The 25,633-nt window shown below is 65.3% G+C and carries 20 protein-coding genes; 6 read left to right on the forward strand and 14 right to left on the reverse strand.

Translation table 11 applies throughout. From position 1 onward, the window contains the following. Positions 1–266: 266 nt before the first annotated feature. The 3 genes from N825_RS17270 (at position 267) to N825_RS40375 (ending at position 4,147) form a co-directional block, all read left to right on the forward strand. Positions 267–1,124 (forward strand): protein phosphatase CheZ, encoded by an 858-nt coding sequence (locus N825_RS17270; RefSeq protein ID WP_157619325.1) that lies wholly within the window; start codon positions 267–269, stop codon positions 1,122–1,124. Positions 1,125–1,139: 15 nt separating this feature from the next. Then, on the forward strand, positions 1,140–3,131 hold the full coding sequence (locus N825_RS17275) for a tetratricopeptide repeat protein (protein ID WP_157619327.1): 1,992 nt from the start codon (positions 1,140–1,142) through the stop codon (positions 3,129–3,131). A 74-nt stretch (positions 3,132–3,205) separates the two neighbouring features. Next, positions 3,206–4,147: a DUF1186 domain-containing protein gene (locus N825_RS40375; RefSeq protein WP_037454509.1), complete on the forward strand. Its 942-nt coding sequence runs from the start codon at positions 3,206–3,208 to the stop codon at positions 4,145–4,147. A 15-nt stretch (positions 4,148–4,162) separates the two neighbouring features. Here the strand turns inward: N825_RS40375 and N825_RS17285 are convergent, their stop codons facing one another. Both N825_RS17285 and N825_RS17290 read right to left on the reverse strand, forming a co-directional pair. Then, the gene (locus N825_RS17285) at positions 4,163–4,933 is read right to left on the reverse strand and encodes an Hpt domain-containing protein (RefSeq protein ID WP_037454512.1); all 771 of its coding nucleotides are present in this window, start codon (positions 4,931–4,933) and stop codon (positions 4,163–4,165) included. Positions 4,934–5,054: 121 nt separating this feature from the next. Beyond that, entirely contained in the window at positions 5,055–5,600 is a 546-nt protein-coding gene (locus N825_RS17290; protein WP_037454515.1) for a transcriptional regulator, read from the reverse strand. 195 nt (positions 5,601–5,795) lie between these two features. Between N825_RS17290 and N825_RS17295 the strand changes: the two genes are divergently transcribed. Next, a complete protein-coding gene (locus N825_RS17295) occupies positions 5,796–6,488 on the forward strand; it encodes a PRC-barrel domain-containing protein (RefSeq protein WP_198038371.1) in 693 nt (230 codons plus the stop codon). A 37-nt stretch (positions 6,489–6,525) separates the two neighbouring features. Here N825_RS17295 and hemA read toward each other — a convergent pair whose 3' ends face one another. Both hemA and N825_RS17305 read right to left on the reverse strand, forming a co-directional pair. Continuing rightward, complete coding sequence (hemA, locus tag N825_RS17300; RefSeq protein WP_037454520.1) at positions 6,526–7,743, reverse strand: 5-aminolevulinate synthase; 1,218 nt, start codon at positions 7,741–7,743, stop codon at positions 6,526–6,528. A 195-nt stretch (positions 7,744–7,938) separates the two neighbouring features. Next, a complete protein-coding gene (locus tag N825_RS17305) occupies positions 7,939–9,330 on the reverse strand; it encodes an aspartate aminotransferase family protein (protein WP_037454523.1) in 1,392 nt (463 codons plus the stop codon). 575 nt (positions 9,331–9,905) lie between these two features. On the opposite strand from N825_RS17305, the gene N825_RS17310 reads away from it, so the two are divergent. Beyond that, positions 9,906–11,102, forward strand: a complete 1,197-nt coding sequence (locus N825_RS17310) for a glycosyltransferase (RefSeq protein WP_198038372.1) — start codon at positions 9,906–9,908, stop codon at positions 11,100–11,102. Here N825_RS17310 and cobA read toward each other — a convergent pair. The 9 genes from cobA to N825_RS17355 all read right to left on the reverse strand — a co-directional run bounded on the left by cobA (position 11,072) and on the right by N825_RS17355 (position 22,340). After that, positions 11,072–11,908: a uroporphyrinogen-III C-methyltransferase gene (cobA, locus tag N825_RS17315; RefSeq protein ID WP_245613148.1), complete on the reverse strand. Its 837-nt coding sequence runs from the start codon at positions 11,906–11,908 to the stop codon at positions 11,072–11,074. The genes N825_RS17310 and cobA overlap by 31 nt on opposite strands. Further along, the gene (locus N825_RS17320) at positions 11,898–14,534 is read right to left on the reverse strand and encodes a nitrate reductase (protein WP_037454525.1); all 2,637 of its coding nucleotides are present in this window, start codon (positions 14,532–14,534) and stop codon (positions 11,898–11,900) included. The genes cobA and N825_RS17320 overlap by 11 nt, the downstream gene beginning before the upstream one ends. Next, entirely contained in the window at positions 14,531–14,884 is a 354-nt protein-coding gene (nirD, locus tag N825_RS17325; RefSeq protein WP_037454528.1) for a nitrite reductase small subunit NirD, read from the reverse strand. The genes N825_RS17320 and nirD overlap by 4 nt, the downstream gene beginning before the upstream one ends. 5 nt (positions 14,885–14,889) lie before the next feature. Then, entirely contained in the window at positions 14,890–17,361 is a 2,472-nt protein-coding gene (nirB, locus tag N825_RS17330) for a nitrite reductase large subunit NirB (protein ID WP_051512504.1), read from the reverse strand. A 16-nt stretch (positions 17,362–17,377) separates the two neighbouring features. Continuing rightward, a complete protein-coding gene (locus tag N825_RS17335; RefSeq protein WP_037454531.1) occupies positions 17,378–18,178 on the reverse strand; it encodes an ABC transporter ATP-binding protein in 801 nt (266 codons plus the stop codon). A 14-nt stretch (positions 18,179–18,192) separates the two neighbouring features. Beyond that, positions 18,193–19,068 (reverse strand): nitrate ABC transporter permease, encoded by an 876-nt coding sequence (gene ntrB / locus N825_RS17340; RefSeq protein ID WP_157619329.1) that lies wholly within the window; start codon positions 19,066–19,068, stop codon positions 18,193–18,195. 31 nt (positions 19,069–19,099) lie between these two features. Further along, positions 19,100–20,527 carry a CmpA/NrtA family ABC transporter substrate-binding protein gene (locus tag N825_RS17345; protein ID WP_084164837.1) on the reverse strand — a complete coding sequence of 476 codons (1,428 nt, stop codon included), beginning with the start codon at positions 20,525–20,527 and terminating at the stop codon, positions 19,100–19,102. A gap of 421 nt (positions 20,528–20,948) precedes the next feature. Continuing rightward, positions 20,949–21,524 carry an ANTAR domain-containing response regulator gene (locus tag N825_RS17350; RefSeq protein WP_037454534.1) on the reverse strand — a complete coding sequence of 192 codons (576 nt, stop codon included), beginning with the start codon at positions 21,522–21,524 and terminating at the stop codon, positions 20,949–20,951. 75 nt (positions 21,525–21,599) lie between these two features. Continuing rightward, positions 21,600–22,340: a sulfite exporter TauE/SafE family protein gene (locus tag N825_RS17355; protein WP_211098401.1), complete on the reverse strand. Its 741-nt coding sequence runs from the start codon at positions 22,338–22,340 to the stop codon at positions 21,600–21,602. A 242-nt stretch (positions 22,341–22,582) separates the two neighbouring features. On the opposite strand from N825_RS17355, the gene N825_RS17360 reads away from it, so the two are divergent. Continuing rightward, positions 22,583–24,451, forward strand: a complete 1,869-nt coding sequence (locus N825_RS17360; RefSeq protein ID WP_157619331.1) for a hypothetical protein — start codon at positions 22,583–22,585, stop codon at positions 24,449–24,451. Positions 24,452–24,513: 62 nt separating this feature from the next. Here N825_RS17360 and N825_RS17365 read toward each other — a convergent pair whose 3' ends face one another. Next, positions 24,514–25,560 carry a glutamine synthetase beta-grasp domain-containing protein gene (locus N825_RS17365; protein ID WP_037454542.1) on the reverse strand — a complete coding sequence of 349 codons (1,047 nt, stop codon included), beginning with the start codon at positions 25,558–25,560 and terminating at the stop codon, positions 24,514–24,516. Positions 25,561–25,633: the final 73 nt, after the last annotated feature.

The following is a 25,633-nucleotide window of genomic DNA, read 5'->3' on the forward strand; positions in this document are numbered from 1 at the left end:
CTCCGCATGGCGCAGGCAGCGGTACAACCTAGCGATGGTCAGTTAAAAAACGCTGAAACTGTGATTAAAATAGGACCGGAAGATTGGGTGATGGCTTGATTGGCCGCGTGGACGATGCCTATGCGGAAAATCCCCCTTCACAAGAAAGGCCGAAAGAATTCCACTGGAAGTGACTCGGAGAATATTGATTACCTCTTCGGGTGATGGCTATATGAACTTACCCGTGCGATCAGGAATGGGCGTGATCGGCGGGCTGGAGGATGGGCATGAGTGAGGGCGGGCATCTGCCGGAATCCGATTTCCAGCAGATCGAGGAATTCATTTCACGGACGCCGCGTGGGCGTCTGTTTCTGCGCGAGCACACCAGGCGGGCCCAAACCGGCGTCGCCGACGAGGTGAGATCGCTGGTCGCGGACCTGCGCGACCTCTGGCGCCAGCAGGCGGACGCCAACAACCTGGTCAACCGCGTCCAGGTGCTGCGCCACGAGCTGCAGGACATGAGCGCCACCATCTCGCACGCCCGACGCGAAATCGCGGCCTTGAGCCCGTCGGAGGATGGCAACGACCGTTTCTCCACGGCGACGAACGAACTGGACGCCATCATCGTCTCGACGGAGCGGGCCTCGTCCGAGATCCTGACGTCGTCGGAGCGCATCCTGGAGATGATCGGGACGCTGCGGAGCGGCGGCGACAGCGCGGATCTCTATTCCAGGATCGAAGGGGAGGTGATGGAGATCTTCACCGCCTGCTCGTTCCAGGATCTGACCGGTCAGCGCACCACCAAGGTGATCAACGTGCTGCGCTATATCGAACAGCGCATCGGTTCGATGATCGCCATCTGGGGTGTCGACAACATCAAGCCGGAGGAACTGCCGAAGGCTCCCGTCGATAGCCGGCCGGACTCCCACCTGCTTCATGGCCCGTCGCTGGATGGCATCCGGCAGAACGAGGTGGACGACCTGATGTCGGGCTTCGCCACGATTCCCGCCGTCCTGGCCGGGAGCGCGGAAGTCGCGCCGAAGCCGGCCCCGCCGCCCGCCGCGGCCGCGGCGGCCGAGCCCGAACCGGAGGAGGCGGTGCCCCATCCGCTGAACCAGTCCGCGATCGACGCCCTGTTCGGCTGAGCGGACGGCACCGCCGTGGACAGATCGGGTGGGATGCCCGGCGCCGGTTCCCGCCTAAGCCTGGGCACCGCGCTTGAACTCCACCGTGCTGGCGACCTGGAAGAGGCGGAAGCGGCCTACCGGGCGCTGCTCGCGGCCTTCCCCGATCACGTGGACTTGTTGAGGCTGCTGGGCCTGCTGTGCCAGCAGCGGGGCGCCGGCGGAGAGGCCGTCGCCCTGCTGGAACGCGCGGTCACGTTGCGGCCGGACGGCGTGGACGAACGGCGCGCCCTGGCGCTTCTCCTCGGCAAGCGGGGAGATCGCGCCGGCGCCCTTTCGCACCACGCCGAGGCCGCGCTGCTGGCTCCCCATGACGCGGGTGTGCTGAACGACTTCGGATGCGCGCTGATGGAGGCGGGACACCTCGTGGAAGCCGAGGATGTCCTGCGGGAAGCGGTTGAAATCGACCAAGAGCACGGCGACGCGCTGGCCAACCTGTCCGCGGCCCTGGTCCGGCTCGGTCAGGCGGGGAGAGCCTTGGATCCCATCGAACGCGCGGTGGCGTTGCTTCCGGATTCGGTAGCCGTCCATGTCACCCAGTCGATGGTTCTGGCGGCGCTGGGCCGGATCGCCGCCGCGGAGCGGTCGGCCGGCCGGGCGACCGGGATTGATCCGGCGGACCCCAGGGGTTGGACGCAGCTTGGCAACACGCTGATCGACCGGGGTGACCCCGATGCCGCCGCGATCGCCTATGGCGAGGCTCTGGCACTTGATCCGGGGCAGGCGGGCGCCGCCGGCAACCGGTTGTACGCGCTTCACCTCTCCCCGACGGTAGATGACCTGGAGCTGACGGCGGAGCTTCGGTCTTGGGGGCGCCGGCTGGTGGCCAGTGTCGCCATGCCACCCGCTTGGAAGCCGGAACGGAAAGCCGATCCGGACAGGTGTTTGCGGATCGGCTATGTCTCGGCCGATTTTGGCAGGCACCCCGTCGGCTGGTTCCTCTCTCCCGTCCTGCCCAACCATGATCGCGCGGCGGTCGAGATCCACTGCTACTCGGGCCGGGTGGTCGAGGATGACGTGACGGACCACCTGCGCCGCCACGCCGACGCCTGGATAGAAACCGCGGCGATGGACGACGCGGATCTGGCGGACCGGATCCGCGCCGATGGCATCGATCTGCTGGTCGATCTATCGGGTCACACCGCGCACAATAGACTGGGGGTGTTCGCCCGTAGGCCGGCGCCCGTCCAGGCGACCTGGGGCGGCTTGATCGGGACGACCGGCTTGCCGGCGATGGATTGGCTGATCGGTGACCCTCGGCAGTGCCCGGATGGGTCGGAGACGCTGTATGCCGAGCGGATCGCCAGGCTGCCCAATGGCTATGTCTGTTACGGACCGCCCGCCGACGCGCCGGACGTGTCGCCGCTTCCAGCCTTGGGACGTGGGGCGGTGACCTTTGGCTGCTTCAACCGGCTCGCGAAGATCGGCGAGGGAACCATCGCCTTGTGGGCCCAGGTGCTTGATGCCGTGCCGGGGAGCCGCCTGCTGCTCAACACCCGAGAATTGACCTGCGGCGAAACCCGTGCCGACGTCATGGACCGATTCGCGCGGGCCGGCATTGGCGCGGAACGGCTGGAGACGTGGCCGGGCGGCGGTCACGACGCGATGCTGGCGGGGTATGCCGCGGTGGACGTGGCGCTCGATCCCTTTCCCTATTCGGGGGGCCTGACCACGCTGGAGGCGCTGTGGATGGGCGTTCCGGTCGTGACGCTGCCGGGCCGCCGATTCTGCGCCCGCCATTCGTTGAGCCATGTCACGGTCCTTGGACATCCGGAATGGGCGGCTGCGGATGCCGGCGATTATGTGCGGATCGCGGCGGGACTGGCATGCGATTGGATGGCGTTGGCGACCCTGCGGGCCGGACTCCGCCGCCAGATGGCCTCGTCGCCCCTGTGCGACGGCTGGCACTTCACCCAGGGGCTTGAGGCCACCTATCACATGATGTATCGGGATTTCCTGGCGCGTTGACGGTGGGCCCCGCGAGAGGGGCTCCACCTCGACGGACTTGCCGCTAAACCGCGGCCGCCGCGAGGGGGGAAGTCATGGATTGCGAGCAGATCATCGCCGCGTTCAGGGGGGCGACGACGGTTCCCGCGGATGCCGTCCGTCAGGCCGACCAACAGCGCGAGGCCATGATCCCGATCCTCACCGGGATCGTGACGCGATCGGCGGAGGCGCCGCTCCAGGCCCTCGCGGGCGACGAGGGCCTCGTGTTCCTGGCGGTGCATCTGCTCGGGTCGTGGAGGGCGACGGCGGCCTATCGCCCGGTCGCCGATCTGCTCGGGCGGGAGGCCGACAAGGTCGACGCCCTGCTGGGCGACGCGGTGCCGGTCACGATCCACCGCGTCATGTTCAACCTATTCGATGGCGCTCCCGATCCCTTGATGGCGCTGATCGAGAGTCCGGTGGCCGATTGTCACACCCGGCGGCGGATGCTCGACACCATGGGGATGCTGACCGTCGCCGGCCGGCTCGAGCGGCGTGGCATGATGGCGTATCTGGGTGGGCTGCATGGCGCGCTGGCCAACGATCCGCATGGCATCGTGGTGTCGGGCTGGGCGGAGTTGATCGCCCAGCTTGGCATGGTGGAACTGCGCGGATTGGTCGAGAGAGGTTTCCGCGCGGGCCAGATCGATCCGCTGCTGCTGGCGCGCGAGGACTTCGCGCGGATGCTGGCCGACGCCGTGGCGGGCGAGCCCATGGCGGGCGTCGGCGACGAGTTCCGTCCCTTCGGCGATGTCGTCATGGAACTCGATGGATGGATGATCCGCGACGAGGATGCCGAGATCGCCACCATCACGCAGGCGTTGCGTCACCGCGAGCCGGCGCTGGCGGGTTGGGACATTCCCGGGTTTCTCGCGAGCCCCGCCGGCCTTGCCGGCCAGCGGGTGGCATCCAATCCCTACCGCTATGTCGGCCGCAACGATCCCTGTCCTTGTGGCAGTGGCGCCAAGTTCAAGAAATGCTGCGGGCGGTGGCGGTGAGGGCGGAGGTAACCGTCAGCCCAGGTTGAAGCGGGTGATGGCACCGGCGAAGTCGTCACCGAAATGGGCGCCGACACGGATCACCGCGATACCTTCCGGCACGTCCTTGATGCCGGTTTCCAGGCTGGTGAGCAGCGCCATCGGAACATTCTGCGTCGGCGTCATGGCACTTAGACCGCGCAGCAGGTCGAGCCCACCCAAACCGTCCATCACGGCGGATGCGATGATCATGTCGGGAGGCATGCGGACGGCCAACGCTATCGACTCGATCGGGTCGCGGAGCACGACGGTACGGAAGCCACAGGCCGCCATCTCCGTGCTGACCAGCTTGCTGACCACCTTCGACGGAGTCACCAGCATGATCTCGACGTCATGCACCTCGATGTCGGTGATGTCGAACTCGTAGCGGACGGGAAGGGACCGGATGATCTGGTTGGTCGTCGCGACGTCGGGGCGCTCCTCCCGGTCGACCGCCACGGCCAGCCGGTCGGCGAACTTGGTCAGATCCTCGATCTGATGGTCGTTCAGCCGTGCCAGGTTGCCGCCGAGATAGGTCTCCAGCCGGTGGGCGATCAGGCTGACCAAGGGGAAACCGCATGAACTGCCGATGCCGCGAAGCTTGCTGGCTTCCCGGCGCAGGATCATCAGGGTTTCCTCGTCGGTGAGGGAGCCCGACTGGCGCTTGTCGATCGTTTGGTAGAAGATATCGAGGCGGTCTTGCGCGTCGTCCTTGAACTCGACACGCAGTTGATCGGCTAGGTCGTCGGCATCGGGGAGAACTGACATCGGGGCACGGCCACAGCGGTGGGAAAGGAGTACACCTTACCCCATTTGCGCCAAAATTAGCACTACTCGTCTTGGTCTAGGCCTACCGTCGATTTGCCGCTCCCCCAATCCGTTCCCGATCTCAGGTTCGGTCGTACAGGTCCTGGAACCAGCGGAGCCGGGCTTCGACCTGAGCGATATCATGGTCGAGCCATTCCGACAGGTGGCCCGGATCGCCTTGGTGATGGCGTCGCAGATCCTGCAGACGCGCCAGTTCCGTTTCGTACAGTCCAGCCAGGAGATCGATCTGCTCTTGCTGGTCGGCTTTCTCCAGAAGATGCAGGAAGCGTAGCTTGAGGGTGATGATCAGCTTGTTGAGATCATCCGACGAGGGAGCCCGGACATGCGCGCGCATCAAAGTCGTGAACTCGCGGCGGCCGGCTTCGGTCACCCGCAATACGGCGTTATCTTCCATGCCGGTGCCGTCGACCGCCTCGATCGAGCCATCGTAGCGCAGCAATTCCAGCGACGTGCCCATCAGGTCGAGCGACGGACCGACGATGCGGCTGGTGAAATGCCGAATGGCGCCCGCCAAATCGGCGTAACGGAGCGAGCCCGCCTGGGCCAGCGTCCCGAGAACGGCGAGGCGGACGGCCTCTTTAGGCATCAGTGAATTGTCACGGTACATGGTGCCACTCCCTCGGAACGTTCCATCGGCTTGAGATAGAACATAATGCCGCACTCCTCAAATGTCCATAGATGACTTTGCGACGCATTCGCATTTAGGCGGGCGCGAATGGGATATGACCATCGTCATCGTGGGAACGCCAGACGCCACGTCCTGTTGAGGAGCGCTGGAAATTCACAGCGCACGGAGACCATCGTGGCCCTTAAAACACTCCTGGCCGCCACCGCTCTTCTGACCACGGTCAGTGCGACGGGTCACGCCCAAGTGGCGCCCGAAATGGGCGGACGGCAGTCGACCGATCGGATGGAAGATGTCCAGACGCCGGAGAGCCTGCCGGCGAGCCGGCAGATGGGTACGCCGGAGGGGACCCAACAGGCTAAACCGGCCGATCCGACCGTCCAGCCGCAAGGCGCCCGGCAACCCGCCACCGGACAACCGGGCGACACGGCGGCGACCAACGTCTCGCCGCCGCCGGGTTCCGGAGCCGTGACTCCTGGAGCCGGGTCGAACGCCCAAGCCAAGTCCGATACCGAAAAGCCAGCCGCCCTCAACACGACCGAGGCCCAGTCGCCGAACAATACCCGGGGCGGTGGGGCGCTGGCGACCAATCAGGTCTATACCGAAGATCTGGCCGAAATGTCGGTCAGCCTCTCCGACAAGGAGGATTTCGGTAACGTCGCGGGTACCGTGCTGAACCTCGAGACGGGCCAGGTCGAGTCGCTTTTGATCAGCACCGGCGGACTGCTGGGCGCCATCGGAGACACCATCTACGAGGTTCCCTGGAGCAAGGTCGCCGGTGTCGACAAACGGGCCAAGGAGGTCAAGGTCAACGCGACCGAGGCGGAGGTTCACCCCCGCTCCGAGGATCAGGCCCGCCAGGGCAACTGATTCCTCAAGATCATTTCTTGAAACGAAGGCGGCCCGGTCAGGCCGCCTTCTTCAATTCCAGCCGGCTCCAGACGTCGAGCAGAGCATCGACCAGATGGTCCATGTCGGCGTCGGTGTGGAGCGGGCAGGGGGTGATGCGGAGCCGCTCGGTGCCGCGCGGCACCGTCGGGTAGTTGATCGGCTGGACATAGATGTTGTGCCGCTCCAGCAAGTCGTCACTGGCCTGCTTGCACAGGTGGGGATCGCCGACCGCGACCGGGACGATGTGGCTGACCGACGGCATCACCGGCAATCCGGCGTCGCCCAGGCGGCGCTTCAAGGTGGCGGCGCGCTCCTGGTGGGCGATCCGCTCGTCCTGGCTGCGCTTGAGGTGGCGGACGCTGGCGAGCGCACCCGCCGCGACCGACGGGGTGAGCGAGGTGGTGAAGATGAAGCCGGCGGCGTAGCTGCGGACCACGTCCACCAGCGCCGAGGAGCCGGTGATGTAGCCGCCCATGACGCCGAACGCCTTGCCCAGCGTGCCCTCGATGATGGTCATCCTGTCCATCACGCCATCCCGCTCCGCGACGCCGGCGCCGCGTGGGCCGTACATGCCGACGGCGTGGACCTCATCCAGGTAAGTCATGGCGCCATGCTTCTCGGCGACGTCGCACAACTCGGCCAGTGGGGCGATGTCGCCATCCATCGAATAGACGGACTCGAACGCCACCAGCTTCGGCCGGTCGGCGGGCAGGCGGCTCAGCAACTGGTCCAGGTGTTCCGGGTCATTGTGGCGGAACACGTATTTCTCGGCGCCCGACTGGCGGATGCCCTCGATCATCGAGTTGTGGTTGAAGGCGTCGGACAGGATCACGCAGTTGGGCAGCAGCTTGCCCAGCGTGCTCAGCGTCGCCTGGTTCGAGATGTAGCCCGAGGTGAACAGGAGCGCCGACTCCTTGCCGTGGAGGTCGGCCAGCTCCCGTTCCAGCAACACGTGGTAGTGGTTGGTGCCGGAGATGTTGCGGGTGCCGCCGGCCCCGGCGCCGCAGGTTTCCAGCGCCTCGTGCATCGCGCGCAGCACGGCGGGGTGCTGGCCCATGCCGAGATAGTCGTTGCTGCACCAGACCGTCACTTCCTGGACGGTGCCACTGTCGCTGTCGTGACGCTTCGCCTTGGGGAAATTGCCCGCCCGGCGTTCCAGATCGGCGAAGACGCGGTATCGGCCTTCGCGCTTCAGACTGTCGATCTGGTTCCGAAAGAAGGCTTCATAATCCATGGCGGGTGATCCGTGAGTTCTCTTTTTTGGACAACGTGTCAGAATTCGACACTCTGAGGAACATGTAAACCGCTGGTCTCGCGGCGGGGCGCGTCACCGTGTCGCGGCGACGCGTCCGCACCCCAACCGCCCACACGCGGCGAAACTAGACCATCCAGTCCATCTGGCATTGATCCTGGTCAAATCCAACCGCCGTCACGCGACGGCGGCCAGACCTTTCTCGGTGACCATCGCCAGCGTGGCGTCCAGAGCCTTGCCGAAACGGTCGACCAGATCGTCCAGTTCAGCCGCGGTGATCACCAGGGGCGGGCAGAAGCCGATGGTGTCGCCCATGGCCCGGACGATCAGGCCATGGTCCTGCGCGAACCTCGCGACATGGCCGCCGATCGCCAGCTTGGGATCGAACGGCGCCTTGGTCACCTTGTCCGCGACGATCTCGACGCCCGCGATCAGGCCGACGCCTCGGACCTCGCCGACCAAGGGATGGTCGGCGAACCGGCGGAGACCTTGTTGTAGGGTGGGAGCCACCGAGCGGACATGGCCGACGATGTCGCGCTCCTGGTAGATTTTCAGTGTCTCCAGCGCCACGGCCGCCGAGACGGGATGGCCCGAATAGGTGTAGCCATGCCCGAAGGTGCCGATCTTCTCGGACTGGCTGACCATGGTCTGGTAGATCGGCTCCGAGATCATCACCGCCGCGATCGGAAGGTAGGCCGACGACAGCGCCTTGGCGACCGTGATGATGTCCGGCTTGAGGTTGAAGGTCTGCGACCCGAACATAGACCCGGTGCGGCCGAACCCGCAGATCACCTCGTCGGCGATGAACAGGATGTCGTAGCGCTTCAGCACCGGCTGGATGTGGTCGAAATAGCTGGCGGGCGGCACGATGACGCCGCCAGCGCCCATCACCGGTTCGGCGATGAAGGCGGCGATGGTGTCGGGTCCCTCGGCCAGGATCAGCTGTTCGAGCTGATTGGCCATCCGGATCGCGAAATCCTCCTCCGTCTCGCCGTCCTCGCCGTAACGGTAGAAGTGCGGGCAGTCGGTGTGGAGGATGCCAGCGATCGGCAGGTCGAAATCGCGGTGGAGATGCGGCAGGCCGGTCAGGCTGGCAGACGCCACGGTGACGCCGTGATAGCCCTTTTGGCGGGCGATGATCTTCTTCTTGTTCGGGCGTCCAAGGGCGTTGTTGTGATACCAGACCAGCTTGACGACGGTGTCGTTGGCCTCCGACCCGGAACTGGTGAAGAAGACCTTGGACATCGGCACCGGCGCCATTCCGATCAGCGCCTCGGCCAGGTCGATGCCGGGGTCATGCGCCTTGTGCCCGAACGAATGGTAGAACGGCAGCTTCCGCATCTGGCGCGCCGCCGCCTCGACCAATCGTTCCTCGCCGAAGCCCAGGGACGTGCACCACAGGCCGGCCATGCCCTCGATATAGGACTTGCCCGAGTCATCGAAGACATGGACGCCCGAGCCCCGTTCGATCACCAGCGGTCCGACCGTCTCATGGGTCTTCAGGTTGGTGTAGGGGTGCAGGTAGAACGCCTTGTCGCGGCTTGCCGCCGAATTCCCGACATTGGTCATTTGTCGCTCTGCTTGTTCCGATCCGACTAGATCCCTCGAGCCCGATCGTAGCGCGTCGGCGTCGGCGCCACCACGGAAGTTTGAGGCGGGCCCGCCATGCGGGGGATTGGATCGCCGCGCAACCTTGTCCGAGGCGCTGCCCCTGGTGACAATAATGCGACCACTACCCCTTCTAGGGGATTGGTGATTTCGAAGAATTGAATGATGATCTTGTGGTGATGGACTGAAGATTTAGTTCGTTGCTGTCCGCGATGACGAGTTGAGGTTGAGGCTAGGCTGCTGAGGATCAAAATTTGTTCATGGTTCTGCGCGCCAGTTACGCAGGGTGATGCAAGTTTAGTCATCGGATGTTTTAGATAATGTGCATCGGCGGCGCGGCTTTGGTCTGAATTCTGAAGGTCGTCACTCAAGAGTACCCAAATAAACCACTGGGATATCTAAACAATTTTATGGTTCTGTGAGGTTTTTGGAATATGGGTTTTGCTCAAATCATCTCGATCGACGGCTTCATGCCCCGGAATTGGTGAATCCGGTTACTGCGACCCAGCACGCCTTGAGGAGACTTTACTTTGACCATGCAGCCGAATGACGCCATCTCCCTGGGCAACATGATCGAGGCTCCCGCCGCCGGAACTGGGGCTGGGACTGGGGAGGCGCCGTTCCGGATCGCCGTCTTCCTCCAGGATCTCTATGGCGGCGGCGCGGAACGCGTGATGCTGGCGCTCGCGACCGGCATCGCCCGACGCGGCATCCCGGTGGACCTCGTCCTGGTGCGGCGCGAGGGCGCCTATGTCGAGGACATCCCCGCCAATGTCCGCGTGATCGAACTCGGCAGCCGGCGCACCGTCAACAGCGTCATGGCGCTGGCGCGCTATCTCAAGCGCGAGCGGCCGACCGTCCTGCTGACGGCTTTGGTCCACGTCAACATCGCGGCCCTGCTGGCGCGCCTGATCGCGGGCGGATCGACCCGCATCGCCATCACCGAGCACAACCAGATCAGCCGCAACATGGGGCCGACGGCCTCGTCGACCGTGCGGATGGCCTATCGTCTGGTGCCGTACCTGTATCCCCGCGCGGCGCGGATCATCGCCGTGTCCGCCGGCGTGGCGGACGACCTGACCCGCTTCGCCCGAATCAAGAGAAGCCGGATCGAGGTCGCGCACAATCCGGTGGTGACCGAGGACCTGCTGACCCGCGCCGCCCAGCCGGTCAACCATCCCTGGCTGGCGGAGGGTGAGCCGCCGGTGATCCTGGGGGTTGGTCGGCTGTCGGAACAGAAGGATTTCGCCAACTTGCTGCGCGCGTTCGCCCGCTTGCGCGCCAGCCGTCCGGCCCGCCTGATGATCCTGGGCGAGGGCAAGCTGCGGCCCGAGTTGGAGCGGCTGGCGGATGAGCTTGGGATCGCCGCCGATGTCCAGCTTCCCGGTTTCGTCGACAACCCCATGGCGTTCATGGCGAAGGCGTCGCTGTTCGTCCTGTCGTCACGGTTCGAAGGGCTGCCGACCGTCCTGATCGAAGCGATCGCCTGTGGCACCAACGTGGTCTCGACCGATTGCCCCAGCGGCCCGAGCGAGATCCTGGAGGGCGGCAGGCTCGGCGGGCTGGCGCCCGTGGGCGATCCGGAAGCCCTGGCGCGGGCGATGGGCGAGGCGCTGGAGAATCCGGTCCCGGCGGCCCTGCTGCGCGCCAAGGCTGACGAGTTCACCGCAGACCGCGCGGTCGACCGCTACCTGGAGCTGCTTCAGCCGGCGGCGGCACGTTCCCTGGCTTGATTGGCCCTGGCTTGATTGACCCTGGCATGATTGGTCCTCGCGTGACCTGACACTTGAACCGGCGTGTCGGGAGGGCGGTGGTCGATCACGGCGCCGATCATCACCAGGGTCGGTCCGTCGCCCAGCTCGGCCGCGGCGCGGGCGGGTAGGGTTTCCAGGGTGGCGAAGCAGCGACGCTCGTCCGGGCGGGTGCCGTTCTCGATCGCGGCGGCGGGGGTGTCGGGGGACAGGCCGGCCTCGATCAGCTTGGCGGAGAACACGGGGAGCTGGCTCCGCCCCATGTAGATCGCCAGCGTGCCATCCGGGTTGGCGAGCCGGCCCCAGTCCATCGCGTTGGTCGCGTCCTCGTCCAGGCAGTGGGCGGTGACGAACTGGATCGAGCGGGAAACCCCCCGCAGGGTCAGCGGGATCTGGGCGGCGGCGGCGCAGCCAAGCGCCGCCGTGACGCCGGGAATGATCGAGACGGCGACGCCGTGGCGGCGCAGGTATTCCGCCTCCTCGCCCGCGCGGCCGAACATCAGCGGGTCGCCGCCCTTCAGCCGCACGACGTCGCGGCCGAGCATGGCGTGGTTCAGCAGCAGGGCGTTGATCTCCACCTGTTTCATGGAGTGGCGACCCGCCCGCTTGCCGACGGCAATCAGCAGCGCGTCGACGTCGGCGAATTCCAGCACGCCGTCGCCGACGAGGTGATCGTACAGGATGACATCGGCCCGCTTGATCGCGCGGACGGCGGCCAAGGTCAGCAGGTCCGGATCGCCCGGTCCGGCTCCGACCAACTGGACGGTGCCGGGGAGGTCAGGCAGCATGGTCGCATCCGACATCGACGATCAACTCCTTCAACTCCGGGATGCACGACCCACAATTGGTCCCGGCCTTCAGCGCCGCGCCGATCAGCGCCACCGAGGTCAGGCCCTGGTCGAGGATGGCGCGGGTGATGCGGGCTAGGCCGACATTGTGGCAGGCGCAGACGATGCGGCCCTCGTCGGGCGTTTCGGCGGGCACCCTGCCGCTCAGCAAGGCGCCGCGCGCCGCCGCGGCCAGCGCGTCGCTGGCGAACAGGCCGACCAGCCAGTCGCGCGCTGGCAAGGCCGGGCCGAGGCTGAGGAATAGGCAAGCCTCCAGCCGGTCGTCGTCGAGCCGGGCCCAGCGATGAGCGCCGCGCCGCGCGTCGTGGTAATCGATGCCGGGGAGCTGGGGCAGCAATGCCTCGGCCCATGCCGCGACATCCGGCGGCGCGGCGGTTCCGGCCAGCGTCAGGACCGAGCAGCCCGCCGCCGTGATCCGCGACCAATATTCCGATGCCGGTCCGGGATCGGGCGCCGCGTTCCGGGTGATCAGGAAGGCGCTCCAGGCCGGCTCGAACGGCTCCAGGCCGATGGCGGTGTGCTTCAGTTCGGGCTGGCCGGAAACCGCGTCGGTGATTGGCGCCACCAGCGCGTTGATGGCGCCTTCCGCCGAAAACCGCCGGTTCCAGTGCATCGGCGCGAAGACCTCGCCCGGCGCCTGATCCTCGGTCACCCGAACCCGCAAGGCCGCCCGCCCTTGGGCCGAGCGCGCCACCGCGAGTCCGCCATCGGCCAAGCCCGATGCGGCGGCGTCCGCCGGGTTGATCGCGACGAAGGGCTCCCCGATATGGCCGGAGAGGCGCGGCACCCCGCCGGTGCGGGTCATGGTGTGCCACTGGTCGCGGATGCGCCCGGTGTTCAGCGCCAGCGGATACTCCGCGCTGGTCGAGGTCGCGGGCGCCACCGCCCGCACCGGCACGAAGGCGGCGCGTCCGTCGGCCGTCGGGAAACGCCCGTCGCCAAACAGCCGGGCGGTGCCGGGCGCCGGCCACTGGGCCGGCTCCAACGCGTCGTAGTCGATGTTGGCGAGAGCCGCGATGTCGAAGACCCGCTCGCCCTGGTTCTCGAAGCCGGAGAGATCGGCGTGCTCGCGGAAGATATCGGCGGGTGATTGGTACGCGAAGGCGTCGCCCCAGCCCATTCGGGCCGCCACCTGGGCGATGATCCACCAGTCCGGCTTCGCCTCGCCCGGGGGTGGCAGGAAGCCGCGTTGGCGCGAGATCCGGCGTTCGGAGTTGGTGACGGTGCCGTCCTTCTCTCCCCAGCCGAGCGCGGGGAGCAGCACGTCGGCCAAGGCAGTGGTGTCGGTCTCCCGGACGCAGTCCGAGACCACGACGAAGTCGCAGCCGGCCAGGGCGCGGCTCACACGGGCCGTGTCCGGCAGGCTGACGGCGGGGTTGGTCGCCATCACCCAGACCGCCTTGACGGTGCCGGCCTCGATCGCCTGGAACAGGTCGACCGCCTTCAAGCCTTCGCGTCGGGCGATGGATGGCGCCCGCCAGAAGCGGCCGACCCGGTCGACCTCCTCCGGGGTGAAGCCCATGTGGGCCGCCAGCTGGTTGGCCAGCCCACCGACCTCGCGCCCGCCCATCGCGTTGGGCTGGCCGGTGACCGAGAACGGCCCCATGCCCGGCTTGCCGACCCTGCCGGTGGCGAGATGGCAATTGACGATGGCGTTGACCTTGTCGGTGCCGCGCGACGATTGGTTGACGCCTTGGGAATAGACGGTGACGGTCGCCGCCGTCTCGGCGAACCAGCCGTAGAATTCCTGGATCTCGCCAAGGCCCAAGCCGCAGCCCGCCGCGACCGCGTCCATGTCGCAGGCGTCGTCGCCCGCCGCCAGGAACGTGTCGGCGAAGCCGTTGGTGTGGCGCGCGATGTAGTCCTGATCCAGCGCCCCGGCGCGGCCCAGATAGGCCAGCAGGCCATTGAACAGCAGCACATCGGCGCCGGGTTTCAATGCCAGGTGGAGGTCGGCGATGTCGCAAGTGGCGGTCCGGCGCGGGTCGATCACGACCACCCGGGTGCCGCGTTCCTCTTTGGCCCGGACGAGCCGCTGGTACAGGACGGGATGGCACCAGGCGAGATTGCTGCCGACCAGCACGACCAGATCGGCCTGTTCCAGATCCTCGTAGGTGCCCGGCACGACGTCGCCGCCGAACGCCCTGCGGTGCCCCGCGACGCTCGACGCCATGCACAAACGCGAGTTGGTGTCGATGTTGGCCGAGCCGATGAAGCCCTTCATCAGCTTGTTGGCGACGTAGTAATCCTCGGTCAGCAATTGGCCGGAGACGTAGAAGGCGACGGCGTCGGGCCCGTGCTGGTCGATCACGGCGCGGAAGCGTGCCGCCACCGTGTCGAGCGCCGCGCCCCACGACACGCGCTGGCCGGCGACCAGGGGATGCAGCAGCCGGCCCTCCAGTCCCAGGGTTTCCCCCAGCGCCGACCCCTTGGAGCAGAGCCGGCCGAAATTGGCGGGATGCTCCACGTCGCCCGCGATCGTCCAGCCCCCCGCCGTGTCGGGCGTGGCGGTCACGCCGCAGCCGACGCCGCAATAGGGGCAGGTGGTGCGGACGGCGCCCGTCATGCCGCGGCCGCCGGCAGCTTGAGGCCGAGCAGGATCACACCGTCCTCGACCCGCACCGGATAGGTTCCGGCACAGCCCTCGTCCGGTCCGGTCGCGGCGCCGGACGCCAGATCGATCACCCAGTTGTGCAGCGGGCAGGTGACGCGGGCGTCGTGGACGATGCCCTGGGACAGCGGGCCGCCCGCGTGGGGGCAGCGGTCGCGGACCGCGAAGACCGCGTCGTCGGCGGTCCGGAAGACCGCGATGTCGCCCTGGGACGATTTGACGACCCGCGCCCCCGCCGGCGGGATGTCGGCGACCTTGCCGACCTCGATCCAGGAAACGTCAATCGAGGAGATGTCCTGTGCCATGATCCTTACCCCACCTTGGCGAGCGGCGCGAACTCGTGGGCGTCGACCCCGCCGGAGGCGCGCTCCTCCCACGGGTCCGTCTGCGAGAAGACCTGCGAGAACTGGAAGCGGGCGTTCAGCGCGCGCCGGCCCTCGTCGTCCTCGACGATCCGCTTCTTGACATAGTCGAGGCCGACCCGCTCGACCCAGGGCGCCGTGCGGTCCAGGTAGCGCGCCTCCTCGCGGTAGAGCTGAAGGAAGGCGCCGCAGTATTCCAGCACCTGCTCCTCGGTTTCGACCTTGGCGAGGAAATCGCATTCCCGCACCTTCATGCCGCCATTGCCGGCGACATACAGTTCCCAGCCGCTATCCACCGCCACGACGCCGAAGTCCTTGATGGTCGCCTCGGCGCAATTGCGCGGGCAGCCCGACACCGCCAGCTTGACCTTGTGCGGCGTCCAGGTGCCCCACGTCATGCGTTCAAGCTTGACGCCCATACCGGTGGAGTCCTGCGTGCCGAACCGGCACCATTCCGAGCCGACGCAGGTCTTGACCGTCCGCAACCCCTTGGCGTAGGCGTGGCCGGACACCATGCCGGCGGCGTTCAGGTCCTTCCAGACGGCCGGCAGGTCCTCCTTCCGGACGCCGAACAGGTCGATGCGCTGGCCTCCGGTCACCTTGACGGTCGGGATCTCGAACTTGTCGACCACATCGGCGATGGCGCGCAACTCCTTGGACGAGGTCAGCCCACCCCACATCCGCGGCACGACCGAATAGGTCCCGTCCTTCTGGATGTTGGCGTGGACCCGCTCGTTGACGAAGCGCGACTGGTAGTCGTCCTGGTACTCGCCCGGCCACGCGGCCAGCAGGTAATAGTTCAGCGCCGGGCGGCAGGAATGGCAACCGTTCGGCGTCCGCCACTCCAGCGCCTGCATCACTTCCGGGATGCTCTTGAGCTGGCCCGCGACGATCAGGCGGCGGACGTCGTCATGCGGGTGGTGGGTGCATTTGCACATCGGCTTGGCGGCGGCCGCAGCCTGATAGCCGTCGCCCAGGGACAGCTCCAGCAGTTGCTCGACCAATCCGGTGCAGGAGCCGCACGACGCCGACGCCTTGGTGTGGGCGCGGACATCGTCCAGGGTGGTCAGGCCCTTCTCGGCGATGGCCTTGGTGATGGCGCCCTTGCACACGCCGTTGCAGCCGCAGATCTCCGCCGTGTCGGAGAGGGCGGCAACGGCGGCCTTAGGGTTTGCGGGGACGGCGCCTCCCAAACCGTGGCCAAAACCCTGGCCGAAGATCAGGGTGTCGCGGAAGCCGGAGACATCGGCAGCCTCCCGCAGCATCTGGAAATACCAGGTGCCGTCCCTGGTGTCGCCGTACAGCACGGCGCCGGCGATCCTGTCGTCCTTCAGCACGATCCGCTTGTAGACGCCGCGCGCGGCATCGCGGAAGACGATATCCTCGTGGTCCTTGCCGCCGCTGAAGTCGCCGGCGGAGAAAAGGTCGATGCCGGTCACTTTCAGCTTGGTGCTGGTGACGGACCCGGCGTAGCCGGCGCCCGCGACACCGGCGAGATGGTCGGCGCAGGAGCGCGCCATCTCCCACAGCGGCGCCACCAGCCCATAGGTGGCGCCCCGGTGCTGGACGCATTCGCCGACCGCCAGGATGGCGGGATCGGAGGTCACCATGTGGTCGTCGACCACGACGCCGCGTTCCACCGCCAGCCCGGCCGCCTTGGCCAAAGCCGTGTTGGGCCGGATGCCGACGGCCATGACCACCAGATCGGCCAGGATCTCGCGGCCATCCTCCAGCAGCACGCCCGTGACGTGGTCCCCTCCCAGGATCGCCTTGGTATTGGCCTTGGTGATGACCTCGATGCCGCGCGACTCCAACTCGCGCTGGAGCAGGAAGCCGGCGGCCTCGTCCAGTTGACGCTCCATCACGGTGCCCATCAGGTGGATCACCGTCACGGTCATGCCGTTGACCGCGAGCCCGTTGGCCGCCTCCAGCCCCAGCAGGCCGCCGCCGATGACGACCGCGTGCCGGCCACCATCGGCCGCCTTCCGGAGCATCACCTCGACGTCGAACATGTCGCGGAATGTCACCACGCCGGGCAGGCCGCGGCCCGGCACCGGGATGATGAACGGATCGGAGCCGGTCGCCAGCAGCAGCCGGTCATAGCCGACGGTCTGGCCGCCGGCCGACGTGACCGTCCGCGCCTGCCGGTCGATCGTCTCGACCTTCTCGCTGGTCAGCAGGGTGACGTTGTTGTCCTGGTACCAGGAGCGGTCGTTGAGGATGATCTGGTCGAAGGTCTTCTCGCCGGCCAGCACCGGCGACAGCATGATCCGGTTGTAGTTGACGTGCGGCTCGGCGCCGAAGACGGTGATCTCGTAACGGTCGGGATCGCGCTGGAGCAGTTCCTCGATCGTCCGGATGCCGGCCATGCCGTTGCCGACGAGGACGAGGCGTTCTTTCCCACGGGTCATCATGTTCATGGCTGGGGTCTCCTGCTCAGGCGGCGTCGGCGTCGGCGGGGCGATGCCGGGCGTACAGGAAACGCAGCACCTCTCCCCGGCAATGGGCGTAGGTCGTGTCGTCGGCCAGATCCAGGCGCTTGCGCGCACGGTCAAGCGGGATGTCGAGCACCTCGCCGATCGTGGCGGCGGGACCGTTGGTCATCATCACGATGCGGTCGGACAGCAGCACCGCCTCGTCCACGTCGTGGGTGATCATGATCACCGTGTTGCGCAGCGTGGTCTGGATGCCCATCAGCGCGTCCTGCAGCCGGGCGCGGTTGAGGGCGTCGAGGGCGCCGAACGGCTCGTCCATCAGCAGCACCTTCGGCTCCATGGCGAGCGCCCGGGCGATGCCGACGCGCTGCTTCATGCCGCCGGAAACCTCGCTGGGGTATTTGGCGATGGCGTGCGACATGCCGACGAGGTTGAGGTTGTGCAGCGTCCACTCGTGGCGCTCCGCCTCGCCGCGGGTCTTGCCGAACACCTTGTTCACCGCCAGCCGGACGTTGTCGTAGACGGTCAGCCAAGGCAGCAGCGAGTGGTTCTGGAACACCACGGCACGGTCGGGGCCGGGCGCGTCGACCAGCTGGCGCTCCAGGAAGACGCCACCCAGCGTCGGCTTCAGCAGGCCGGCGACGATATTCAGCAGGGTCGACTTGCCGCAGCCGGAATGGCCGATGATGCTGACGAACTCGCCCTTGGCGATCTTGAGATCGACGCCGACCAAGGCGGGGGTCGGGGACTTGCGCGGGTTGAAGGTGATGCCGACACCCTCGATGCTCAGATAGGCGCTCATGCCGGGTGTCTCCCTCAACGCTGGCTGTGGTCGAAGCGGCGCTGGATCATGTTCATGCCCAGGTCCAGGATGATGCCGACCACGCCGATGATGATGATGGCGACGATGATGCTCGACACGTTCAGGTTGTTCCATTCGTCCCAGACGAAGAAACCGATGCCGATGCCGCCGGTCAGCATCTCGGCCGCCACGATGACCATCCAGGCGATGCCCAGCGACAGCCGCATGCCCGTCAGCACGTGGGGCAGGGTGGCGGGCAGCAGGATGTGCCGGACCATCTCGATCCGGTTGAGCCGGAGCACGGCGGCGACGTTGCGGTAGTCGTTGGGGATCGCCACGACCCCGGCGGACGTGTTCAGGATGATCGGCCAGATGCTGGTGATGAAGATCACGAAGATCGCCGAGGGATCGACCGCGCGGAACAGCAACAGCCCGATCGGCAGCCAAGCCAGCGGGCTTACCGGGCGCAGGATCTGGATCAGCGGCGCCCAGCCCTTGCGGAAGATGGCGCTGGACCCCATCAGGAAGCCGACCGGCACTCCCACCAGCGCCGCCAGCGTGAAGCCCGCCATGACGCGGCCCAGCGAATAGAGCACCTGCCAGAAGATGCCCATGTCGTTGGGTCCGTTGCTGTGGAACGGGTCCGACAGCAGTTCGACGCCGCGCTCCCAGGTCTCGCCGATGCCGGGAATGCCGCCGCCCAAATTGGTGGCGATCAGGTGCCAGACCAGCAGGACCACCAGCAGGGTGATCACCGGCAGCACGATGTCGGGCAGGACCTGGAACAGCCGCTCCCGGAGCCTGGAGGCGGCCGACGGAGCAATGGCGATGGGTGATTCGGTTTGGGACATGGACGTGTTCGTGGGTTCGTCCACCGGGACGCTGGTCATGTCTTGAATTCCTTAATCGGCTGGAGACGGCTCAGACGTTCGCTTGCGCGAGGGCGTCCAGGTCGATCCTCAGCTTGGAGACCTCGAATCCACGCAGATACGCGACCGGGTCGGCCGGGTCGAAGGTCCGGCCATCCAGGAACTTGTCCGGCCCCATCGCGATCGGCTGGGTCGCGTCGGCCAGCGTCCAGGGCTCCGCCCGGCCACCTTCCGACTTCCAATCCACGGTCGGGTAGGCGACGCCCAACTCCTTGGCGGCGTCCCGGTAGATGTCGGTGCGGAACACGGCTTCGGCCGTCTTGGCGAAGTTGACCGGCCGCTCGATCTGACCCCAGCGGGCCATCTGGGTCAGGTACCAGACCGCTTGGCTGCGCCACGGGAAATTGGCGGCGTAGCGGTGGAAGACGTTGAAGTCCGGCATCGCCAACGGCGCTTCCTTGGGGGCGTATTGGAAGGTGCCGGTCATCGACATCTTGACGACATCGGGCGGCGCGTTGACGTAGGACTTCTGGGAGATGATCTCGACCACCTCCATCCTGTTGCCCGGCTCGTCCATCCACTTCGCGGTTTCGATCAGCGCGCGGATCAGGGCCTTGTGGGTGTTGGGATTGGCGTCGGCCCAGGTTTGGTTGACGCCGAAGACCTTCTCGATCTTGTTGTTCCAGATGTCATGGTTCGTCACCAGGGTGCGCCCGATGCCGGCCTGGACGGCGCGCGCGTTCCACGGCTCGCCGACGCAATAGCCCTGGATGTTGCCGGCCTGGAGGTTGGCGACCATCTGGGGCGGCGGGATGACGATCAGGCGGACGTCCTCGTCCGGATCGATCCCAGCCGACGCCATCCAGTAGCGCAGTTCATAATTGTGGGTGCTGACCGGGAACACCATCGCGAAGGTCAGGGGCTCCTTGCCGGCCTTCTTGTCGGCGTCGATCACCTTCTTGAGGGCGGCGGCGCTGATCGGGCGCTTTTTCATCCCCTCGGGATCGATCTCGACCATGCGGTCGTAGAGGGCGGTCGAAACGGTGATGGCGTTGCCGTTGAGGTCCATCGAGAAGCCGGTGACGGTGGGCGTCTGGATCGCGCCGATCCCCAGGGTGGCGGCCAGGGGCATGCCCGCCAGCATGTGGGCGCCGTCAAGCGCCCCGATCATCACCTTGTCGCGGATATTGGCCCAGGAGGCCTCCTTGGACAGCGTCACGTCCAGACTGTGCTTCTTGAAGAAGCCCTTCTCGGAGGCGATCACCAGCGGGGCGCAGTCGGTCAGCGGGATGAAGCCGAGGGTCAGCTTCGGCTTCTCGATGCCATCGGTGCCCGCCGCCCAGGCGCCCGCCGGGGTGATCGCCCGTATGGCTGAGATCAGGGCGGCGGTCCCGGCGATGCTGGCGCCGACCTTGAGGATGCCGCGTCGGTCTTGTCGGGTCGCGAGTTTGGCGGGGAACAGCGGACTATCCTGGGACATCGGTCGCTCCATGGGGCGAAACCGGCTCGCTGGCCGAGTTCGGGCAATAAAAAAAGGCGCCGGAACGTCGAGCGGGCTTCAAGGGAGCCGCTCGGCATTCCGGACGCCATTATCCGGGGTAGGTCGTTCCGCCGTTGGACCGACACTGTCTCGTGCGTCTGGCGCTCCGCCATTGGATCGCCGCGCCGCACGGCTTCTACCTAGCAAGCCTCGTGCCACACCTTAGCTGGTGCGGAAAAGCCAGTAGTGTCGCGGAGTCGCTGGCCCGGGAGGCAAAGTGTGATGGATCGATCAGCCTAAATCCAAATCAGGGCTGCTTCTGAAAAAGGCAATCACCGTGAATACGGTTTTTTTGCATAGGAAACGAGCACTTAGCAAATATCAATTGGATTGTTTATCAATGCCTTAGAGAAAATCGTCCTCACCCTTTGAACAGCTGCGCCAGTGACAGGATGTTCTCCGCGATCTCGGCGAGTCGCTTATTTTGGTCCATCGCGAGCTTTCTGAGGAAGCGGTATGCCTCTTCCTCGGTCACTCCCTTGTGCGCCATCAGCAGGCCCTTGGCCCGCTCGACCACCTTGCGGTCGGCCAAGGCGGTCTTGGATTTGTCCAGTTCCTCCTCGAGCTTCCGGAACTTGGCGAACTGGACGATGGCGATCTGGAGGATGGATTTGACCATCTTCGGGCTGAGCCCGTCGGTGACATAAATGCTGACGCCGGTCTCGATCGCCTCGCTGATCAGCGTGGTGTCCTCTTGGGCCACGAACATAGCGATGGGACGCGGGTTCTCGCGGTTTATGGTGATCAGGTTTTCCAGGTAGTCGCGATAGGGCGATTCCAGGTCGATGATGATCAGGTCGGGCTGATGCGTCTTGATGCCCTGGCGCAGATCGTCATCCTTGCTGATGGTCGCGACGACGTCATACCCGGCTTCCTTGAGGCCGGATAGGACGACATCGGACCTCTCGGGATTCTCATCGACGACGAGCAGGCGCAATTCCGGCTTTCCCCTTGGCTGACTTCCTTACCGCGGTGCGGGATGAGCGAAGCAAAGCCTGGGCCACGGAAATCGCTAGGCGCCGCTCAGGTAGCGCAGGATCAGGGCGCCACCGCTCGTGATCAAAAGCGTGTTGACGATCATCAGGAACCGCTCCCTGGTCAGGCCCAGGGTCAGGCGGCGACCGATATGCACGCCCGCGAACATCGCTGGCAACAGCAGCGCCGCGTAAGCCAGCATCGTCAGGTCGGCGTAGATGCCGGCGATCAGGAACAGGATGATGCGGGTCAGCGTGCTGAAGCCGATGATGGTGCTCTGGCTGGCGCGGAAGCCTTCCTTGGCCGTGATGCGGTTGCTCAGATACAGGGCATAGATGAAGCCGCCGCTGCCGAACATGGCGCTGAACACGCCACCGACCAAGCCCACCGGCACCGCCCAACCGCGGGAGATCGCCGCAGTCGGCTTGAAGCGGGACAGGGCGTAAAGGCCGTAAGCCACGGCGAACAGTCCCAGCAACAACAACAGCAGCCGCGGCATGATGGTCATGAGCAGCCAGGCGCCGACGAGGCTGCCCGCCATCATGAAGGGGATCAGCAGCCGCAATTCGCGGTATTCCGCGTGCCGCCTGTCCTTGATGACGTTGGTGACGGCGGCGATGAAGTCGAGCAGCGCCAGGATCGGTATCAGCCTGCCGATAGGCACCATATGGGCCAGCAGGGGCGCCGAGATCAGTGCGGTCCCGAAGCCGGCGATGCCGAACACCACGTAGGCAGCCACGATGACGACCTGGGAGATGACGATCGTTTCCCAGGACAACGTGAATTCCATCGTGACCTGCGGGGCGGACGGTGGCGGGACGTGGGCCCACGCTATACCCGAAGGTGTCGAAGTTGCAAAACGCCGCTTTGTCGCAAGGCTGGGCCAGTGTGTCCACTCCGTTAACAACCCGGTAAACCCGCACCTTTAAGGTCACCTTCAATGAAGCATTCATCTGATGTTTCCAGTGGTCATAAAACTGTATTACCAAGTAAATCTCAATTCCGACTGCGGGTACTGAAATGAAAATTGCACGCTTTTTAGATAATGAAAGCAAAATAAATCTCTATGCAACCAGGTTTTGCATGTATTATCGAAACTTATATTTGCTAACAATTATATATTTTCTGTGTTTTGTCTTAAGTTTTTTAGGTTTTTCTAGGTTTTTCCCTGGTTATCCTCATCCTATAGCGGCCATGACGTTCTCCATGGCTTTGACTTTTCTTTTTTCAACCTTGGTTTTGCCCCTTGCGCCAACCAGATTGGCACCGTCGAGCCGGCGCGATCTATTGGCCGCCATGCTGATCATCGCCGCCGCCGCGACGGCCCTGTATGCCGTCGTGGCCCCAGGAAGCGCCTTGCCCGGGCATGATCCCATCATCGTTCCCACGCTGGCTCAGGCGCTTCTCGCTCATGGGACGACGCTGGACGTCTATAGGCTTGGCGATCCTGGATTCACTTACCCTCCAGGATACCCGATACTGTTCTCACTGGCGGCGCTGATCGTGTCACCATTCACGACGCTTGGTGTGTTCAAGATATCGACGGTCGTCGTTCTCGTGATGATCCCAGCGGGGTGGGCGTGGATGGCCGCGCGCGTCTTCCGCATCCGATTGCCCTACACGATGCTTCTCGTGCTTGCCATGTTGGCGGTCTTCGGGCTCGAGCGAACGGTGACCTACTCTCTTCAACATGGCAAAAATTCACAGATGCTCGCTGGCGCTCTTTTTCCAGCCATCATCGCGATCCTGTTCGCTTCATCACGCCGATTCGTCGGAATGCCTCTGGCGGTGATCACGCTGACAGCTGGAATTCTGGTCCACTATTCGATCCTTTACATGGCGGCGACTTTTTTCTTCGCTTGGCACATCGTTCACTTTCCGCGTGACCGGAACGAATGGATGGCGCTCGCGCGTTTGGGCGGCAGCGGATTGTTGTCGGTCGGCTTGTTCGCCTTGATGCTGCCGGAAGCCTTCAACGACCCACGCGTCGGATCCTTCGGATTGCCCGCGATCGGTGAGGGAGCGGCTCGGCTGGCCGGCGTCTTTTTCGCCCGTCATGACGAGTTGCTATTCATCTTCAACTGGGATGTCGCTGGCAACCTCAAATCGCCTTATCGTGGGCTGGCGTTGATTGGTTGCGTCGTCGCCGCCATTGTCGTCGGCCACTCATCGCGGCATCGGCGTGATGATGCCTATCAACCGGCGCGGATGGCCGGCGTATTCGGGATCATGGTGCTCATCGGAATCGCCTTCGCGACCGGAACGTTGCCGGCGGGCATCACCCCGGACTTCGTTCGCTGGTACCTGATCTTCCCCCAGATCGGAGTCGTCTTGGCTGCGCTCTCGGCCGTCGCTCTCCATCTGGATCAATCGGGCAAAGGCGCCAAGGCCGCATTCGGTTTGCTGACCGGCATCTTGGCTGCGGGGACGATGGTCGCCGCGACCGATTTCGTCCCTCGCGTCGGCGTGGCGCTCGCCCACAGGATAGACGGCGCCGAACTCGCCAGAATGCGCGACACCTTGGCAACCCTCTCCGGAGGGAGGCCCTGCTATCTGATCACCGAAAGTGTCACGATCGCCGACGGCCTACACACTGTTCAGTCGCATCGGCCCTTCGAATACGCCGAACTCCTGACGGGCTGCCGCATCCTCAATGGCTCATTCGTGCAGCGCGGCGTTCGGGGGGGCAGGAACGTCCTGGGCAAGCCGGATCAAACCGCCCTGGCAAACCTGCCGGTGGGGGCTTCGGTGTATCTGGTGGTATCGGAGGAAGCGGAATTGGCCTATCGGCAAGTCATGCCAGAGTGGAGATTTCAACGATCACCGTTGACCTTGGGGCCATATCCAATCTGGACGCTATCGGATCCGGTAACTCCACCACCCACCTGAGGCAACTGGTGGTCTGAATGGAATCATGGCGTGGGCCCGAAAGCCCACGCCATGAGGAGTGCTTACGCCGCCGCCGAGACGTCGGCTTCGGCGCCGGTCGGGACGGAGGAGATCGTCTTCAGGATCTGCGAGGCGATCTGGTACGGGTCGCCCTGCGAGTTCGGGCGGCGGTCTTCCAGGTAGCCGCGGTAGTCGTTCTTCACGAAGCTGTGCGGAACGCGGATCGACGCGCCGCGGTCGGCGACGCCATAGCTGAAGGTGTGGATCGACTGGGTCTCGTGCTTGCCGGTCAGCCGCAGGTGGTTGTCCGGGCCGTAGACGGCGATGTGATCCTCACGATTGGCCTCGAAGGCGGCCATCAGCTTCTCGAAGTACTCCTTGCCGCCCTTCTCGCGCATGAAGGTGGTCGAGAAGTTGGCGTGCATGCCCGAGCCGTTCCAGTCGGTGTCGCCCAGCGGCTTGCAGTGATACTCGATGTCGATGCCGTACTTCTCGGTCAGGCGCTCCAGCAGGTAGCGCGCGACCCACATCTCGTCGGCGGCCTTTTTGGAGCCCTTGCCGAAGATCTGGAATTCCCACTGGCCCTTCGCCACCTCGGCGTTGATGCCCTCATGGTTGATGCCGGCGGCGAGGCAGATGTCGAGGTGCTCCTCGACGATCTTGCGCGCGATGTCACCGACCTTGCTGTAGCCGACGCCCGTGTAATAGGGGCCTTGGGGAGCGGGGTAGCCAGCCTCGGGGAAGCCCAGCGGACGGCCATTCTTGTAGAAGAAGTATTCCTGCTCGAACCCGAACCAGGCGCCTTCGTCGTCCAGGATCGTCGCCCGCTTGTTGGACGGGTGCGGCGTCTCACCATCCGGCATCATGACTTCGCACATCACGATGGCGCCGTTGACGCGCTGATTGTCTGGGAAAATGCGGACCGGCTTCAGGACGCAATCGGAGCTTCTTCCCTCCGCCTGCATGGTCGAGCTTCCGTCGAAGCCCCACAGGGGGAGTTGCTCGAGCGTCGGGAAACCGTCGTATTCCTTAATCTGCGTCTTGCCACGCAGATTAGGTACTGGAGTGTACCCGTCAAGCCATACGTACTCTAGTTTATACTTTGTCATTGCGGGTCTCTCGTAAGCTGATGAGGCAAGTGTAGAGGATCTTCGGCACGGTCCCGATTGCCAGCGGCTTGTG

The organism is Skermanella stibiiresistens SB22, assembly GCF_000576635.1.
Classification (GTDB): Bacteria; Pseudomonadota; Alphaproteobacteria; order Azospirillales; family Azospirillaceae; genus Skermanella; species Skermanella stibiiresistens.

Excerpts from the sequence above, each read along its gene's own strand:
- N825_RS17270 (WP_157619325.1), top strand. The coding sequence starts at position 267 with ATGAGTGAGGGCGGGCATCTGCCGGAATCCGATTTCCAGCAGATCGAG.
- N825_RS40375 (WP_037454509.1), top strand. The coding sequence starts at position 3,206 with ATGGATTGCGAGCAGATCATCGCCGCGTTCAGGGGGGCGACGACGGTT.
- N825_RS17285 (WP_037454512.1), bottom strand. The coding sequence starts at position 4,933 with ATGTCAGTTCTCCCCGATGCCGACGACCTAGCCGATCAACTGCGTGTC.
- N825_RS17290 (WP_037454515.1), bottom strand. The coding sequence starts at position 5,600 with ATGTACCGTGACAATTCACTGATGCCTAAAGAGGCCGTCCGCCTCGCC.
- hemA (WP_037454520.1), bottom strand. The coding sequence starts at position 7,743 with ATGGATTATGAAGCCTTCTTTCGGAACCAGATCGACAGTCTGAAGCGC.
- N825_RS17305 (WP_037454523.1), bottom strand. The coding sequence starts at position 9,330 with ATGACCAATGTCGGGAATTCGGCGGCAAGCCGCGACAAGGCGTTCTAC.
- N825_RS17310 (WP_198038372.1), top strand. The coding sequence starts at position 9,906 with ATGCAGCCGAATGACGCCATCTCCCTGGGCAACATGATCGAGGCTCCC.
- cobA (WP_245613148.1), bottom strand. The coding sequence starts at position 11,908 with ATGCTGCCTGACCTCCCCGGCACCGTCCAGTTGGTCGGAGCCGGACCG.
- N825_RS17320 (WP_037454525.1), bottom strand. The coding sequence starts at position 14,534 with ATGACGGGCGCCGTCCGCACCACCTGCCCCTATTGCGGCGTCGGCTGC.
- nirD (WP_037454528.1), bottom strand. The coding sequence starts at position 14,884 with ATGGCACAGGACATCTCCTCGATTGACGTTTCCTGGATCGAGGTCGGC.
- nirB (WP_051512504.1), bottom strand. The coding sequence starts at position 17,361 with ATGAACATGATGACCCGTGGGAAAGAACGCCTCGTCCTCGTCGGCAAC.
- N825_RS17335 (WP_037454531.1), bottom strand. The coding sequence starts at position 18,178 with ATGAGCGCCTATCTGAGCATCGAGGGTGTCGGCATCACCTTCAACCCG.
- ntrB (WP_157619329.1), bottom strand. The coding sequence starts at position 19,068 with ATGACCAGCGTCCCGGTGGACGAACCCACGAACACGTCCATGTCCCAA.
- N825_RS17345 (WP_084164837.1), bottom strand. The coding sequence starts at position 20,527 with ATGTCCCAGGATAGTCCGCTGTTCCCCGCCAAACTCGCGACCCGACAA.
- N825_RS17360 (WP_157619331.1), top strand. The coding sequence starts at position 22,583 with ATGAAAATTGCACGCTTTTTAGATAATGAAAGCAAAATAAATCTCTAT.
- N825_RS17365 (WP_037454542.1), bottom strand. The coding sequence starts at position 25,560 with ATGACAAAGTATAAACTAGAGTACGTATGGCTTGACGGGTACACTCCA.